The following is a 19129-nucleotide window of genomic DNA, read 5'->3' on the forward strand; positions in this document are numbered from 1 at the left end:
TATCTTTGGCAATTAAAAACTCTGGATATTCCGCAGACCGTCAACATATAATCCCCCCGTGGAAGGGTAAAATTCGTTTGAAAAGGTCATAGCAAAAGGTGGCTACCGGGTCAAATAAGGGGGATATTTTTTACAAAGCGGGAAACAACAAATTTTTACCAGTTATTGGTGATAAATTATGATGCAATTGTAATCTGGAGTTAAACCAATTGCAATTGCATTGATAATTTGCCTCTGATGTTTATTCCTCCAATAAGAGTAAAAGTGCAAATAACAGAATTGCTCAGTATTTATTTTTCCAATTAGGGATACTTGTGTTCAGGTTCCAGTTTTTTATAAATGTAGTCCTGTATTTACGAACAAAGTCAGACGGTTTCATTTCAAATAATTTAGAAAATTGTTCCCTGAAATATTTTATATCCTGAAACCCAATCTGGAAAGCTATTTCTTTTATTTGCAGATCCGTCTGGATCATTAACTCAGCGGCTTTTCTTAATCTGATATATCGGATGAATTCCGTATTGGAAAGGCCGGAGATGGACTTGATCTTTCTGAAAAGCTTTGAGCGGCTCATCCCCATTTCTTCCGAAAAAACTTTGAGGGAAAAATCCTCATCCTCCAAATGGTCTTCAACAATCCTAATACACTTGGAAAGGAAATCGCTGTATTCCGTTGGAATTTTTAAGCTGTTGTTTTTGAGCGTAATTTCGTTAAAAAAGTAATCTTTTAGTGCACCTCTTCCTTTGAGCATGCTCTTTATGCGTGCAATCAAAAGTTCGCTCTCAAATGGTTTTGTAATATAGTCATCCGCGCCGCATTCAATTCCTTTAAGTTTTATTTCAGGTGACGATGTGCCGGTAAGCAGTATAATGGGGATATGACTGAATGAGGGAGACTCCTTCATCCTGGAGCAAAATTCCACACCACTCGTGCCTTTCATGATCACATCACAAACAATAATATCCGGTTCGTTCTCCAATACAATATCAAACCCTGCATCCGTATTATCAGCCTCGTATACCGTATATGTAGATTGTAATAGCTGTTTAATATAAGCCCTTATTTCCCTGTCATCATCAATTAATAAAATAACCGCCTTTTCATTAACCATACCGGATAGAATTTCTTCTACGTGTTGATTCTTGCCAACTTTTTCAGTTACATCATCAACGTCAGCGATAACTTCCTGTAATAACGGTGATACACTATTTTTACCACTTTCCATATAATTGGAATTAGTTGTTGGGATTTTCTCCGTTAACGGCAGGAGCAGTTTGAAGGTAGTACCCTCTCCCAATATACTGGAATAAGACAAAATGCCGTTGTGAATATCACAGTACTTTTTGGCAAGAAAAAGTCCAATTCCAAACCCGCTTTGCGTTACCTGGTCATGTTCCTGTGGTAACCGGTAAAATTTCTCAAATAACTTTTCGCCAATATCATTTGGAATACCAGGGCCGGTATCTTTAATCAGGATCTCGATAAATTGATCAGTTTTCTTTAACTCAAGAATTACGCTACCCTGCTCGGGCGTATATTTTATGGCATTTGATAACAAATTAAACAGAACAATCTCCAACTTTTCCCTATCTGCATACCCTATTATCTCCGGGTCTCCACATCTGAACTCGTAAAATAAATGTTTGGCTTTAACCTGGTTGTTAAAACACAAAAACACCTCATAACATATATCCTTCATGTTAAGCCATGACGGCTGTAGTTCGGTTATTTCACTTTCAGACGTTCTGAATAACAACAGCTGATCAACCAAACTTAGCAATCGTCTGGAGTTCCTGTATACCGAGCTGATATCGATCAGATCAAGGTTGGCCCCATTACTTTGAAGTAAATCTTTGATCGGATTAACAATTAAGGTGAGCGGGGTTCTTAATTCATGCGAAATATTAGTAAAAAAAGCGAGTTTTTTTTCATTTACCTCTGTAACAAGCTTTACTTCATACTCAAGGGCGGTTTGCTTTTTGTGATAAAGCAGGTAAAGATAAACGGCAGTAACAATTCCACCCAAATATAAACAATAAGCCCACCAGGTGCGGTACCAGGGAGGAAGTACGGTAATATAAATCACTCTCTCCTTCTGGCTCCATATACCCGAAGCATTGGTACATTTGATCTTTAGTGTATAATGACCTTCACTCAAACGCGAATAATTGATACTGCGAAGATTGCCGACATAATTCCAGGCTTTGTCTCTTCCTTTGAGGAAATAAGCATATTGAATTTTCTCAGGAAGTGAATATTCCAGCGCAACAAAATCCACAGAAAGGATGGCCTTGTCATAAGGCAATGTGATATGATCGATTGCATAAATATTTTTGGCCGCAGGAACAAATTCACTGGCCGCATTTACCGCGGCGTTGTCAATACGCAGCCCTGAGATCAGCAGGTTTGGAAAATCATGAAACTGGCGGATACTGTCCGGATAAAATACGTTAAAACCCTTGATTCCACCAAAAACGAGCTGACCACTACTGAGATGCGCTGATGCATTGTAATAAAATTGATTAGATTGAAGCCCATCGACACTGTAAAAGTTCTCGATCTTGCCATTTGTTGGATTGAGTTTAGATAAACCATTATAAGTACTTACCCAAATATTCCCGCTATTATCACCTTCAATGTTTAATACCTTGTTATTGCATAATCCATTATCCTCTGTGTATTCAGCAAAACGGTTTGTACGCGTGTCATAACTCATTAGTCCCCTTCCATAGGTGCCGATCCATAACCTGCCCGATTTACTTTTATACAACGCTCTTACAGCTGTTTTCAAATCTATTACCTTATCAATTCCTGTTTTTTTATTAGCGTGAATCAGGCTTGTAAAGCTGCCCATCCATAAATTCTGCCGATCGTCATCTATAACGGATAGAATATCACTACTTACACGGAAAGGGGCAGGAACAAATCTTTCTTCTTTATTGTTGTATATAAACAACCGGTTTGTTGCGCTTATCGGATTGTCCCCGCGTAAACAAGTTGCCCAGATGTCATTATTTTCATCATTATAGAGTTTCCAGGTAGCTGTTGCGTGAGTAGCGCTTTTAAACAGCACTGCATCTAATCTCTTAAGCTGTTCATTAAACCGGTAAACCCCCTGTCCGAAAGATGCTATCCATATATAGGGCTCCGCACCCTTAACCATACTGGCAATATGTGCATTGGCCAATTGTTTACTGTTTGGCACATTATAAAGATCATTAACGAACGTGTTTTGCCGGCTATTCCATATGCTTATCCCACCGCCATCGGTCCCGATCCATACATTTTTATCTCTATCTTCACAAAAAGAAAAGGTAAAATTATAGGCCAAACTATTATTACCAGCTTCGTGAACATAGGTTTTAAATTGATTTTTTTTATTATCAATCACATTGATACCACCGCGAAGCGTACCTATCCATTTCCTTGATAACTCATCTTCGTAAATGGCATAAACAGCATTACTGGTTAACGATCCGGTTTTTCCCTGCTTTATTAATTGATAGCTTTTTCGGTCATCTCCTTTTATTTTAATAACGCCTTCTCCATTGGTTGTGAGCCATAAACAATTGGCTTTGTCAAATAATACATCCGTTACCCAGCCTTCATTTAAAGTATTTTCTTTGAACAGATATTTTTGAAGCAGATGGGATTTAATATCATAATTATAAAGGCCATGGTGTGTACCTATCCATAATTTCCCGTTATTGTCATAACTGATCGAAGACGCAGTAGCCATGTCGCCGGTTGCTACAGGATAAATGATTTTTGCTTTAGGATCATAGGCACATAAACCGATGCGCTCTATCATAAGCCAAATACTTCCGGAGTTAAGGATAGCGATTGCATTGACAGAATAAGAAGAGGTGCGCTTTAAATTGTCTTTTAACGGAATCCTGACGCCTTCTTTTTGCCCGGCCGGATAAGTTAACAAACCTATATCAGTACAACCAACATAGGTATTTCCGTGGTTATCGCCTTTAATATCATTGACCCATTTATCACAGACACTCCTTTTATTCAAGTTATTGCGATAATAGACCGGCGAAAACTTAAGTGTTTTATTATCTAAAATACCAATTCCTTTTTGCGTGCCAGTCCAGATATTGGCTGTTGGATCAGAATAGATACAAGTAACAATATCATGTGGCAGTGATGTAGAGTCGCCATACTTGTTTCTGAAAACTTTAAATGAATAACCATCAAATCGGTTTAAGCCATCAATTGTACCAAACCACATCAGCCCTAATTTGTCCTTATGAATGGTAGTAACGGTATTATTTGACAGCCCCTGCTCTATACCTATATATGACATGATTTGAGCAGTTGCGGCCTGCCCAGTAAGAAATATAAATAGCAGCAAATATAGGGGATATTTCATTTTGCTAACACGATATACAAGCAGAAAGAAAACTTAGATATTCTGCTTAACTTTAAATTTAAGTATAATTGGTTACAGATCACTCCAAATTTAACAAATAAACCCCAGCATAAATAAAGTTTAAACTGGTTTTACCTCCTTTGTTATCCGGCGAAATAAAACATGTTTCTGATGATCAGAAACATGTTGATATCCGTAAACCGGCATCGACAAATTTGATGATGCAAATACCAATGAAGTAAAAGCCATAGCAACCTCCTATTGCGTTGGTTGCTATGGCTTTATCTACAGTTACCAGCCTGGGTTTTGAACAAGCTTAGGATTTAAAGAAAGTTGTTGTGCCGGAATAGGATAAAGGTAATTCTTCTCACTGAACTGTCTCGCCGTTTGATCCGTGATCAGGCAGCCATTGGCATCTTTTGGATTAGTAGGCGGCGGATTTATAGGATCTGGCCCAACTTGTGCCTGTGTACCTGTATATTTAGTACCCAGAGGCCATGGGCTAACAAACTCGGCCTGATTCCCATAGGCTGTGCCGCCTATATTGCTCACCAGGTCAACAGCAGCACTATGCCAGCGTTTAATATCATCTAACCTGAAATCCTCGTCAAACAACTCAACAGCACGTTCCCTTCTAATCTCTGTTCTCATATCCAAACCGTTGGTTCCTGCAAAGCTATTAGTTAAAGGCGGCATAGCGTTGTTTACACGCAAACGCACCAGATTCAATGATTTATTCAGATCGGCATCACTTATGAAATTATTGCGTTCATAAACCGCTTCTGCATAATTTAATAACACCTCCGCGTATCTGATCACCGGATAATCTTCCGACTCAAATTTATCAGCTACCGGACGTTCCGAAACCCATTTTTGCCCTCCATAGCCACCAGGTCTTACCACCTGTTCTGCAGTTGCACGGTCGGCCGCATCATTTGTCCAGTTAACTCTGCCATTAAGCAACCCAAACCAGTAATATTGATAAGGAACTCTCAATGTATAGCGCATCCGGCTATCCCTGTTCTGATATTCTGAGTTATAAGTTTGATATCCCTGGAATATTGGCGATTTTTCTACAGGCAGGCCATCGGTACATAAGAACATGTTCGCAAATTTCCTGTTTACGCCCGTGCCGTTATGCGCCGAGCGGCTGATATTTACACCGGCCACTTTAATTACATCATCATACCGGCTTGCCAGGATATATTCATGATTGGCTGCTTTTGTAACACCCGCCGGGTTAGACCTCGGATTCTCCAGAATAAACATATATTTCTGGGCAGAATCACCTAATATGGTGCTGTTACCTCCCAGTGCGTTAGACGCAGGTGTTCCAAACAGCGCATATTGGTTGCTGGTAATAACGGCGTTTGATGCAGTGATAGCTTTATCAAGTAAACCATTATATCTTGATGCGTCCCCATTTCTGAACTTTTGCCAGGTACCTTCATAAAGACACACCCTTGATAAAAAGGACTGTGCGGCCATTTGCGTAACCCTACCAAAATCGGCAGAATTTGCAGCAATAGACGCTGGCAAATTAGGTATAGCAGACTGAAGATCGCTAATAATTAAATCGGCCACCGCATCCCTTGTTGCCCTTGCTCCATATAATTCAGGCGATGTGGGCTCAAGTAGCGTTGTTACAATTGGAACTCCCCCGTATTGTTGTAACAGATCAAAATAAACATAGGCCCTGAAAAACTTGGCCTCGGCCACAAACTGCGCGATACCAGCCTGATCTGCATATGATGTGGCTTTTGTAAGCAGATAGTTAGTTGCCCGGATTCTGGTATAATCTGTTGTCCAGTTCCCCGCGTTCCCCTGTCCGGGTTCGGTGGTAGGCACGCTGTTTGTGCCCGCGCCGAAACTTCCCCCACCGCCTGTTAAATCAGACCGGCCATCGGAATGCGGTGCATCAGTAACCCCCAGCAGCGTTGTAAAGTTTTTTAGGTATCCATAATACTGATTGGCGAAGGTTTTAAAATCAGCTGGTGTTTTGAAAAACGCAGGATCGTTAAGCTGGTCAAGCGGCTTTAAGTTCAGTGACTTGTTACAACTATATTGTGTTACGGTAAATAGTATCGATATCAATACTAATATATATTTTTTGCTATTCTTTTTCATTTTCGTTAATAATTAAAGTTAGAAGGTAACATTAGCTCCAAGTGTTACATATCGGTAAAAAGGAAATCTTTCATTTCCTGCGACTGTTCTTGTTACTTCGGGGTCCCATCCATCATGAATTTTTGTCAACTCCCATAAATCGCTTCCTGAAAAATAAATGCGAAGTCCTCTAATCGCCCTGCTTTTTTCAAGCCATTGTTTGGGAAGTGTGTATCCTACCACCAGGTTCTTCAAACGAATGTATGCGCCATTTTCAACAGACCAGGACGAGATCTGGAAATTATAGGTGTTGATGCCATTGTTCTGCGCTGAATGCAAATTGGGGTAATAAGCATCCGGGGTACTTGGTGACCAAGTATTACCCACATATTCATCACTTTGCCCCTGGTAAATAGATTTGTAGGGAATCCGCATATTACCTGATCTAAAGATGGTTCTTTTAGCAACTCCCTGAAAAATGGCATAAAAGTCAAACCCTTTCCATTGCAGTCCTAAATTTAAGCCAAAGCTATATCTGGGGTCATTGCTACCCAGATATACCAGGTCGCCAGGATTGGTAGTACTTGTTCCTATACTTAATTTACCATCCCCATTTACGTCTTTGAAAGTGTTATCACCGGGGCGAATGCCTGACACCTGACCTGCCGGATTAAGCAACGGAGTAGGAACAGGTAAATTAATATTATTGGTGCTGCCTGCAGGTGCATATTTAGCATTATAAGCATCCACCTGGGCCTGAGTTTGCAGACGTCCATCATATTTAAGACCGAAATAAGAATTCAAGGGATACCCCTCAACGGTTGGATTAAAGCCCGCGCCAAGTACATTGGCCCCTCCATAATGAATTAGCTTATTTTGGTTATCTGTTATAGTTCCGGTAATACTGTACGAAACACTACCAATTTTTGATTTCCAGGTAAGGCTGCCTTCATAACCCCATGATTTAAGCTCCCCGATATTGGCATCGGGAGCAGTTGCACCCAAAACTCCCGGGAAGCTTTGACTAAGCAACATATTACTATTGTCCTTTCTGTAAACATCAAAACTACCTGTCAAGTGATTATTCAGAAAACCAAAATCAATACCTATATTTTTGTTTTTTACCGTCTCCCATGTTCTGTTTAGGGATACCAGATTTCCTGCGGTTGTTATCGTGGTTGCTGTACCAGATCCAAGCAGTGCACCTCCTGAATTTACAGCTAATGACTGAATATAGTCATATAACCCTATTCCGCCCTGGTTACCGGTGGTTCCATAAGAGACCCTTAACTTAAGTTCATCAACAATTTTTTGTTTTTTCATGAACCCTTCGTCAATAATACGCCATGCAGCTTGCAATCCTCCGAAAAACTTCCACCTGCTGTCCGCAATAAATTTGGAAGATCCATCATATCGTCCAATGGCTTCCAGTAAATATTTTCCTTTGAAGGCGTAAGTTGTCCTGCCAAAATAAGAACCTAACGCATAATGGTTCTGGGTTTCCCCATTGGTTACATAACCAGCGGTTCCATTACTTAAACCAAGTCCTAATGACGGAATATTATCATTGCTAAGGTTATATGTCCGGGTAACAAATGAGTTAAATTCATCCCGCTCATAAGAACCACCGATCATCACACCTACATCATGTATCTTATTGAAGGTATTGTTATAAGCTACCCTGCCAATCAGGTTGTAATAGGGTTCTGTAGTATTTGCCCTTTGATACCAGGTATTATTAACCTCATTATTTCCGCCGGCAGATGGTAATGTTTGCACCAATATGTTACCGGCGTAATTATAATACTGAACTTGTTTTTGTTGTATGCGGCTATCCTGAAACCAGGTATTGTAGCCAGCTACGCCGGTAAAAGTTAAGTGTTTAGCAAAATTGTAGGTGGCCGTTGCATTAAGCAGCGCCCTGGTATTAACTTCTAAATTTGAGCCGCCATCCCGGTCTGCCGCCGCGGCGCTAAAAACGGTCCCCCATGCATAGGGTTGACCTTGTGAAGTAAAGGGCGGCAGTCCCGGCTGGGCATACTCACTAAGCGAGCTATAGCCATTATAACTATAAAGGGACGGTTGCTGTATGCTATTTCTTTCTAATGATATATTGGTTTCCAGCTTAAATCTGTCGCTGAAGGTATAATCATTATTAAACCTCAAATTATAACGCTGGTTTCCATTGGTCCCCCATCGTAACTGGCTTCCATCGTTTAAATAACCCAGTGATACCCGGTATCCTTCTTTCTCGGTCCTGCCAGAAAAGCTTAAATTATGTTGAGTAGAAGTAGCATTTCGCCACAATATTTTTTGTTGATTGGTATCAAAAAAGGTAAAATCCTTAACATCTCCAAAAGATGGAAGTGGTACTCCGTTGTATAACACACCGTTAGCCGAACCGGTGTAACCTGGTAGCTTTGTAATATCAATATAACCGGATGCTGGAGGATTGGTAGCCAATGCCGCTAACTGATACCATAGATAACCGGTTGGCGCTATGCCATAATTATCATTTGTTAAAGCCTGCATTAATCCTTCGCCCCATTGCTTGTCATTAATAAGGGTTGGCTGTAAACCAAGTATTTTCTTTGAAACAGAGCCGTCATATTGAATAACCATTTTACCACCTTTGGCTTTTTTAGTTGTAATAAGCACCACGCCCCAGGCAGCCCTTGCGCCGTAAATAGCAGCAGAGGCATCTTTCAAAAAGGAAATATTATCGATATCATTCGGATTAATGGAATTCAACTCCGCATTACTTGACAAAGCTACTCCATCTAAGATGATCAATGGATCTTGTGTTTTGGTTGAGGTTGCTCCCCTGATCTGAAAATTCCAATTTTCTCTTCCCGGCTGTGCAGAACTACGCGTTACAATAACCCCTGGCACCTGCCCCTGCAAAGATGATAATGGGTTATTGATTGGCCCCCTGTCTTCAAAAACTTTTGATGATACGGTTGCTACGGCCCCTGTAAGAGTAGCCTTTCTTTGAGTACCATAGCCAACTACAACCACTTCGCTTAGGTCACTGCTGTTGGCGGTCAAGCTAATTACCATCGGTTTGTCCGGATCAGCTATTACTTCCCTGGTAAGATAACCGATATAACTGATCTGTAAAACTGTATTCGGCGCAACCTCGAGTTTAAATCGGCCGGTTACATCGGTTATTGCGCCGCCCCGTCCGTCTTTAGCTTTTACGGTTGCTCCGATAATGCTTTCGTTAGTTTTGGCGTCAATGACCCGGCCGTTAATCAGCTTGCTTTGTGCAAGAGCGACGACGGAAAACAGGCACCAGAAAAACAGGGTCAGTACCCCGTACTTTCCTTTTGATAAAAGAGTAGAAATTCTCATAATTGAATAAATTAAAAAGGTTACTAAAACGGTTTATAAGGATAAACACAACTTTGCCGTACCCATCCCGTGGTTATAATTTGTTCAAAAGTAGAGGGATGACAGGATTTAAGAGGGGGATAACAGGTCAAATAGCGGGGGTATAAATTACCGTAAAACCATTTCTTATTCTGTTTAACACTTATTTCAATTTATTTTTTTTAACCCAAACAATTCCGACAAATAGCCGTCTGTTTTTTTACATATTGATGGGTTAATTATCAGGCATTATCTCCACCTATCGATGGTTTCAAATAAATACAGGCCTTGCATTAATTGTGGAAGTGATTGCGTACCTCGGATTCCTATTTACTCATGATGGTCAGAGCTCGCTTTATTTTAGCGTGTGCCTGGTTTCCTTTTCCTGATTTCTCAGGGTAGATTCGCGCACTTTTAAAACGGTTGGGAGAAGAATTGATCGCACCGGCTTTTTCGATGCAGGATTTGACAGCAGTATTAACATCAATTTAATAACCTGCTCAGCTATTTCCTTGATGGGCTGAACAATAGCAGTAATAGATGGCGAAAACAGTCTAAAAAGCCTATCATCATCAAAAACAACAACGCCAATATTCTGCGGAATACCAAGTTTTAAATTCCTGATCGCTTCAAGACCATTATCGGCAATATAATTTGTAGCAAAAAAAACGGCGTCAATTTCCGTGTTTGAATTCAGAAACTCCTGAATTTCTTTGATATTATCGACGTCATTGTCACGATAAATTATTTTCATTACCCTGCCTGGCCGGTCACACTCATCCAGTGCTTTTTCATATCCAAGCTGGCGGTCCATCATCTGACTCTGATCCGAATCTAAGGTTACCATAGCTATATTCAGGTAACCGTTTTCTATCAAATGCTTTGTCGCCTGATAACTACTCTGATAATTATTTACAAGCACATTGTCAACCTCTATTCCCGGTAAGGTCCTGTCAAATACAACAACCGCAAATTTATCTTCGAGAAGCACCTTGATATCATGTTCAATGCCGGGTGGTGGAGCTATGATATACCCATCTACCTGTCTGTTGCGGTATAATTGTATCAGGTCTTTCGCCTTCTGCGTGTCGTTTTCGGTGCTGCTATAAAGAATTTTGTATCCTCTTTTATAAGCGATTTCTTCCATAGACCGGGCAATGGAAGAAAAAAACGGGTCTGAAATATCTTCCACCATCATACCTATCGTCTTTGTTTTACCGGTACGCAAACTCTGTGCAAACACATTTGGCTTATAACCTATTTTTTCAATATAGGTTAGTATTTTTATTTCCTGGTTCTGGCTGATCCCTTTTTCACGGGCCTTGCCGTTTAAAACAAACGATATTGTAGTTTTTGAAATACCAAGATCGCGGGCAATATCTATTATGGTAGTTTTCTTTTTCATTTAGCATACTAAACTATGCGGAAGCAAATGATTTCAGAAGGGGGTATTGGGTCAAACAAAGGGGTAGAAATAATTACCAGATCAAGCTGGTTCAGAATCTTCTTATCCAAATAATCTGAATTCGGCATTTGGAAGATTTGAGGTGAAGATCAATTACCGGCAGTACCTGATACCGCCGGCTTGATGTAGTTTGTTATGAAAGTTAGGTATAAAAACAACCTGCTATTGCCTATTCGCTTCTCAGGCTCTTAACCGGGTTTGCTACCGCCGCCTTTATGGCCTGGAAACTCACCGTTGCAAATGCTATCACAATAGATGTTAATCCGGCCAGTGCAAACATCCACCAATCAATATCAACACGGTATGCAAAATCCTGCAGCCATTTATTCATTATATATAAGGCTATGGGCCAGGCTATAACATTAGCTATCAGCACCAGCTTTACAAAGTTACCTGATAATAGCAATACTATATTCTGAACCGATGCTCCAAGCACCTTTCGCACTCCTATCTCTTTAACCCGTTTTTCAGCTGAATAGGAAGCAAGTCCAAACAGTCCAAGGCAGGAAACAATGATGATAAGTCCGGCTAAAATGCTCACTACCGTGCTTACCTGGTTATCTACACGATAAACTTCGTTAAAATGATCATCCAAAAACTGATACTCGAAAGGCACATCCGGGAATTGTTTCATCCAGGTTGATTGAATGAACGCGATAGCCTCTTTCGCCCTACTGCCATTTACCTTAACCGACATTTGGCCAAAGCCGTTTCCGTTTACCAAAAACATGGTTTCGATTTTATAATGCAGGGAGTTAAAATTAAAATCCTTCACTATGCCTTTAATTACACCTAATGAATCAAAACCAAAGCGCTGCCCAATTAGCGCAGAAATAGGTTTACCTTTATGATCCTTCATAAGTTCCTTAGCTAAAGCTTCATTGATGATGTACTCGCGCCATAAGGTTGAGGTATCTGAAGAAAAATTCTTGCCCATAGCCAGCTTGATCTTGTACAGGTCAAGGTAGTTATTATCAACCACCAATAAGGTTGAAGTAAGCTGGCGCAGAGGTGAATCGCCCAGCTTAAATGAAATCCCGGTTTGGTCGAGATGGCTGCCCAGTATATCTTGCGACGCGGTGACACCCTGTATCAGCGTGCTACTTGTCAACTCCTGTTTCAACAGGTTATATTTAGAAGAAGCAGTTTGATTAAGCGGAATATTTACGACCTGTTCACGGCTAAAACCCGGATCTTTATGCTGCATAAATTTTAACTGTCTTATTACGAGCACGGTAGCTATCATTAATATTATGGCGCTGGTAAACTGGCCCACCACCAGGATATTACGTAAGGAAAAGCGACTGTTAGTTCCTGAAACTGCCACACCTTTTAAAACCTTAACCGGCTGGAACGAAGACAAAAACATTGCCGGGTAAATACCTGATATAATGCCAACCATAATTGTACTTGCAATAATCACCACTATAAGGGCCATATTATTTTGCAGTGGCAAACTAATGTCGCGCTGGCTTAGGTTGTTGATATAAGGCAATACCAACGCCACCAAAACAGCGGCGAGTACCAAAGCGATAAACGATAATAAAACTGTTTCGCCCAAAAACTGCATGGCCAGCTGAAGCCGGCCTGCACCAATTGACTTACGCACTCCTACCTCCTTAGCTCTTTCGGCAGAGCGAGCTGTTGAAAGATTGATAAAATTGATACAAGCAATCACCAGTACTATGATGCCAATAACAGAGAACAGGTTAGTGATATGTTTGTCAAACTTTTGATAGTTGATATAGTCCAGTCCTATATCAGCCGAATTAGCGTGTACGTCTTTTAATGATAGCAGGAACAATTCATAACCTTTAGGGCCATCTTTCCCTTTATATTTTTCAAGGTAGGCCGGGAACTTCTTTTCAAGGGCTTTTATATCGGTTCCGGGGGTTAGCTCAAGGTAGGTATTTAACCAATTACCGCCCCAGTTGGTGAACATATTAGGTTTAAAAATACTGCTGAACGAGAATAAGCAATCAAACTGCAATTGCGAGTTTTTGGGTACATTGGCTAATATACCGGTAACAGCATAGGTAACGGTATCCCGCCCGTAATTGGTGATTGTTTTACCAATGGGATCCTGGCTTCCAAATATCTTCTTTGCAGCATCTTCTGTAAGTACTACGCTATGCGGCTTCAACAAGGCTGTTTCCCTGTCGCCGCGCAACAGCTTAAAGTCAAACATTTTAAGGAAGGTTGAATCCACAAAGAAAACCTGGGGCATGTAAACCTTTTTTAAACCTAAGTTAACCGGGAACTTTTGCTGCCACCGTATACGGGTAAAATTTTTGATCTGCGGAAATTCGGCTTTCAGGGTAGGTCCCATCGGAAACATAGATAAAGCCACTTTTTGTGAAGCCGCCATGCCTTCAAATTTCTGCACCTCGTTTACCCGATAGATATTTTTGGTATGCATGCTATCAAAACTCTTTTCGTAATAAACAAAGAGCACAATAACAATACAAGCCGCCATACCCACAGCCAAACCAAAAATATTAATAGCCGAAAACACCTTGCTTTTCCAGATATTACGCCACGCGGTTTTGATGTAGTTCTTTATCATAGTTTGTTCATTAATTCATTTGTACAATGGGACACTTTAAAATGCTGCTATCAATCGGATCTATTCGCTTCTCAAACTTTTAACCGGGTTGCTCAGAGCAGCTTTTACAGCCTGGAAACTTACGGTTGTTAATGCAATCAGAATAGCCATTCCGCCGGCTATGGCAAATACCCACCATTGCACATTTATCCTATACTGATAATTTTGCAGCCAATTATTGGTTGCATACCAGGCCACCGGAAACGCAATAAGACATGAAATACCCACCAGCTTTAAAAAATCACGGGATAACAAACTTGTTAAACCTGCTACCGAAGCACCAAGCACCTTGCGGATGCCTATCTCTTTTATTCTCCTCTCTGCAGTATAAGCTGCCAGCCCAAATAAACCAAGGCATGATATCACAATGGCCAGCGAAGCAAATACACCTGCCAGCTTCCCAGTAAGTGTTTCTGTTTTGAAAAGCTGATCAAAATCGGTATCAACAAATTTGTATTCAAATGGATAACCAGGATTATTACGCTTATATATCTTTTCTGTTTTAGCTAAGGCATCCTGCAAGCTAACACCTTGTTTAAAGCGGATAGTTAAAAAATTGGTGCCTTGCGGATGATTGTATAATAAAAGCGGCGCTCCTTTAATATACATATCATTGTACAGGAAATCCTTAATAATACCCGTTACCCTCAGCATTTTAGCACCGCCTTCCCTGATAGTGGCGCCTACATGGCCTTCCTTACCCATTTGTTTGGCAAAGGCTTCGTTAATGATCACATTATTACTATCAATAGTGGTATTTGAATAAAAATCGCGACCGGCGATTAGCTTCATGTTCATGGTTGAAACGAATTGCGGACTTACGTTTTCAAAAGTGATCAGCAGGTTCTTGGCTGCATCTTTTCCTTCCCACGAATAGTTATCCGAGTTACTCCAGATCTGCAGGACAGGATATTCGCTTAATGAGGCATCGGCCACAACCCCACTTTGTTTCAATTCGTTATTTACCGCCGCGAAATGGTCAGATAGTTTACCTTTCGTGTCAATATAGATGAGGTTATTTTTATTATAACCTAAGTCCCTGTTTTTTACATGTTGAATTTGCTGGTAAATAATTACGGTACCAATGATCAGTACTATGGATACAGAAAACTGGATCACTACCAAGCTCTGTCTGATGAATCCGGCACCGGCCGCAGACGGCAATTTGATATTCTTTAATACGGACACAGGATTAAACGACGACAGATAAAACGCCGGATAACTGCCTGCCAGCAAACCGGTAACCAAACCTATAGACAATAAGTAAATAAGATGCAGCGGTTGTAACAGATCAATAGTAAGCTCTTTTTGAACTAAATTATTGAACCACGGCAAGGCGATGTATATCATACCTACGGCTACAACTACAGCAATAAAAGCCATGATCACCGCTTCCCCTATAAATTGAGCTATAAGCTTGCCTTTTCCGGCGCCCATCACCTTACGTACACCCACTTCCTTCGCGCGTTTTTCGGATCGGGCAGTTGATAAGTTCATGAAATTGATACAGGCTATGATAAGGATAATAAAGGCGATAGCTGCAAACAAACGAACGTACTCGATGCGGCCGCCATCCATTTTACCATCAGTAAATTTATCGCGAAGATTCCAGTCGTTCATGTTAAACAGAAAGGAGAATGTAGTATTCCCACTTTTCTTTGTGCCGATATAATTAGCAAGTTTTTTGTTAATCGCATTAACATCTGCCGATGGCTCAAGCTCAACATAGGTACGTGCCCAGTTGGCGCCCCAGTCCTGCATCCATGGTTTCAAGTGTTCAATATTTTGTAGTGGTACAAGCCATTGAAACACGAAAGTTGAGTTTTTAGGAAGATCGGTAAACACTCCTGTAACTGTAAAATCCTGCTCATTATTCATTTTTAACGTTTTACCCATCGGATCGGCATCACCAAAGAATTTTTTAGCCATAGTAGTGCTAATCACCACTGAATGTATGTCATGAAACACATTGGTTTCATCACCCTTAACAAAGGGTAGTTTTAATATGGAAAATATCTCGGCATCGGCATAGCTACCATCTTCATTAATAGCTTTGTCGCCAAGGGAAAATACAATATTGTCGGCACCGGCCGTGCGGGCGGCATTTTTAATGCCGGGGATATCAGTTTTTAACGCTTTAGCCATTGGGCCGGGCGTAGCTCTAAAAGTTGATACCTTTCCTTCATAGGTTTGGTTTTCAAAAACCGTGTAGAGATTGTTCCGTTTTGCAAAATTGTGATTAAAGGCAAGCTCATCCTGCACCCAAAGAAATATTATGGACGCACAAGCCACCCCAATCGCCAGACCTGCAATATTTAAAAAGCTGTAAGTCCGGTTTTTCATCAGGCCCCGCACGGTGGTTTTAAAATAATTTCTTATCATGATTTAAACTTTAATTGGTTCATTTATCATTAGTTCAATTGTTTATCAAACGATCCCAAAATTGCAAACCGACTACCGCAAGGTGACAATTATCTTATTCGCTCCTCAAACTCTTAACAGGGTTAGCCACCGCGGCTCTTATCGCCTTGTATCCTACGGTTACCCAGGCTATCACCATTGACGATGTAATGGCTAATAAAAAGATCCATCCGCTTATCGATATCCGGTAGACAAAGTTTTGCAGCCAGCCGTTCATAATGTACCACGCCGCTGGCATAGCTATTACAAAAGAGATACCGACAAGCAACATAAATTCTTTTGAGAACAGGAATACAATACTGCTTACAGAAGCGCCCAATACCTTGCGAATGCCAACTTCTTTGGTACGCTGAACAGCCATAAACGACACCAAGCCATACAAGCCCAGGCAAGATATGAAGATGGCTATCCCGGCAAATACTTTATATACGAGCGCCATTTTGTTTTCCTGTTCATAAAATTTTGCAATGTTTTCATCAAGGAAATAACCGTTGTAGGCATATTCGGGATAGGTATTCTCCCATATTCTCTGCAACTCTGACACGGTTTTGCTTAAATTGGCAGTTTGGATTTTGATGCCGATTTGTCCTTCCAATTTTTTGGAGGGCGCGATAACTATTGGTTTTACCGCTTCACGAAGAGAATTGGTCTTGAAATCTTTTATTACCCCCACAATGGGTTTCCATGCAGAGCCGCCTAAACGGATTGTTTTTCCAATAGCGTTTTCTGCATTTTGAATGCCGAGCTTATGTATAAAAGTTTCGTTTACTACGTACTGTTTAGATGTATCTCCGGCTTCATATCCTTTGCCTGCTGCAAAACGCAAGCCATAGGTTTTGAAGTAATCGGCATCGCTAAATTTTAAATAGGTATGATGACCTATTTCTTTGTTTGAATGATTAAAGTAGAAATTAGTACCCCAGTTGTTTTCTGACGACGGTACGTCCGAAGAAAAGCTAACAGCTTTTACATTCGGATTCTGCATCACCTGGTATTTAAATGATTCCATTTTACCCAGGCTCACGCTATCCGTATAACCAGGAATAATTAGCAGCGCACTTTTATTGAAACCCAGATCGGCATTGTTTACAAAGTCCATTTGATTTACTGCTACTATTGTGCCGATAATGAGCAGTTGTGATATCGAAAACTGCGCAATAACCAAAGCCCGGCGCAACGGAATACCTCCTATTGAGGCCGCCGTAATTTTATTTTTAAGCGCCAGCACAGGCTTAAAGCCCGATACCACCAGCGCCGGATAAATACCCGACAGTAAAATAATGGTTATGGTACTTGCTACTAAAAACAGTACACTGCCTATAGTAAACAAACTAATACTATCGGGCACATTGGCTATATTTTTTAATTGCGGCATAGCCAGCTTTGCAATAGCTATAGCAATTAATGCAGATATGATAACAATGATGGTGGTTTCGCCAATAACCTGAAAAACAAGTTGGGGACGGGTGCTGCCCAATACCTTACGGATCCCAACCTCTTTTGACCTGCCAACCGATTGTGCGGTTGATAGGTTAATGAAGTTAATTGAGGCCATTATAATGATCAGCAAAGCAATAAATGACAAAGTGCGTAAAGTAGCCATGCTGGTGCTATGGTCGCCAAGCGGGTTACCTATCTGTGTATCAAAATGCATATCGGCCAGCGGTTGAGCAAGAAGCGTAGTTTTAGAGTTTAGCTTTTTAAAATGCTTATCCGAAAATCTTTTTAACTGTGCCCCAATATTTGCTTTTGACATGCTGGCCGGGAACAGCATAAATACCTCGTGGCTGCTACTGGTTGATCCCCATTCGGCGCTATAATCATAATCTTTGGGGTGTTGTTTCCAGGTGTCAAATGATACCATTACTTTAAACGGAAAATCGCTGTTAACCGGCGCGTCTTCTATGACACCAGCAACTTTCAGGGTTAAAACATTATCCATTTTAAGGGTTTTACCCACGGCATCCTTCCAGTCGCCAAAGTATTTAATTGCCGAGCTTTTGTCTATCACCACCATATTGGGATCAGCCAATACCGAAGCGTTGCCCGCCAGCCATTTATAATTGAAGATATCAAAGAACTGGGGCTGAATGAATAGTACTCCAATATTTTCAGTAAACTTTTTATCGCCTGTGCGGCTTCCGGCACCTTCGGGTACGGTAATCTGGCTGCCGTAGCTGCTGTTGAGCGCTGCTACTTTTGCTTGCGGAATATCAAGACGTAATGCTTCAGTAGCAGGTACGGCAATACCCGGATTGGTTGTAGTTTCCGACTCATGCTTTTCCTGAGTTACAATACGGTATATATTTTTATAGTTAGGATTGAAGGTATCAAAACTCAGCTCATACTGAATGATCACGAAAATGAGCAAACAGGACGCAATGCCCACAGTTAACCCGGCAATGTTTATTGCAGAATAGCCTTTATGACGAGTAATGTTGCGCCAGGCTATTTTGAAGTAATTTTTTAGCATATCGTGCAGTATTTTTAATACTCGTTTAAAACATATACCAAAAACACAATAAACTTATTATCAATAACTTAAATAGTCACAAGAACAGAAACTGTTCGTAAGTGTAACACCATGTGTCCGGTATTGATACAATAAATTTGTACCACAGCTACATGAAGCCCACTATTTCCATCTTATAACGCGTAAGCTAAAAAATAAGCTTGTGCTCACTTAAATTGTGTTAAAGCAACTGTGAAAAATTTGAGATTTGTTTGAGTGACTGTCAACCGCAGTTTTTTTGGCCAGGCACCTCCAGATTTTCGCCCG

General features: G+C 40.7%; 7 protein-coding genes. All 7 read right to left on the reverse strand.

Annotated elements, in window-relative coordinates; translation table 11 throughout:
• Window positions 1-283 precede the first annotated feature (283 nt).
• A complete protein-coding gene (locus J2W55_RS19110; protein WP_310099446.1) occupies window positions 284-4381 on the reverse strand; it encodes a two-component regulator propeller domain-containing protein in 4098 nt (1365 codons plus the stop codon).
• A 291-nt stretch (window positions 4382-4672) separates the two neighbouring features.
• Window positions 4673-6508, reverse strand: coding sequence for a RagB/SusD family nutrient uptake outer membrane protein (locus tag J2W55_RS19115; protein WP_310099449.1), 1836 nt, complete (start codon window positions 6506-6508; stop codon window positions 4673-4675).
• An 18-nt stretch (window positions 6509-6526) separates the two neighbouring features.
• A complete protein-coding gene (locus J2W55_RS19120) occupies window positions 6527-9841 on the reverse strand; it encodes a SusC/RagA family TonB-linked outer membrane protein (protein ID WP_310099451.1) in 3315 nt (1104 codons plus the stop codon).
• 373 nt (window positions 9842-10214) lie between these two features.
• Window positions 10215-11264, reverse strand: a complete 1050-nt coding sequence (locus tag J2W55_RS19125; RefSeq protein ID WP_310099455.1) for a LacI family DNA-binding transcriptional regulator — start codon at window positions 11262-11264, stop codon at window positions 10215-10217.
• Window positions 11265-11493: 229 nt separating this feature from the next.
• Window positions 11494-13890: an ABC transporter permease gene (locus tag J2W55_RS19130; RefSeq protein WP_310099458.1), complete on the reverse strand. Its 2397-nt coding sequence runs from the start codon at window positions 13888-13890 to the stop codon at window positions 11494-11496.
• 60 nt (window positions 13891-13950) lie between these two features.
• Window positions 13951-16311: an ABC transporter permease gene (locus tag J2W55_RS19135; RefSeq protein ID WP_310099461.1), complete on the reverse strand. Its 2361-nt coding sequence runs from the start codon at window positions 16309-16311 to the stop codon at window positions 13951-13953.
• 94 nt (window positions 16312-16405) lie between these two features.
• Window positions 16406-18823: an ABC transporter permease gene (locus J2W55_RS19140; RefSeq protein ID WP_310099464.1), complete on the reverse strand. Its 2418-nt coding sequence runs from the start codon at window positions 18821-18823 to the stop codon at window positions 16406-16408.
• Window positions 18824-19129: the final 306 nt, after the last annotated feature.

This window comes from Mucilaginibacter pocheonensis, from assembly GCF_031456535.1.
GTDB lineage: Bacteria > Bacteroidota > Bacteroidia > Sphingobacteriales > Sphingobacteriaceae > Mucilaginibacter > Mucilaginibacter pocheonensis.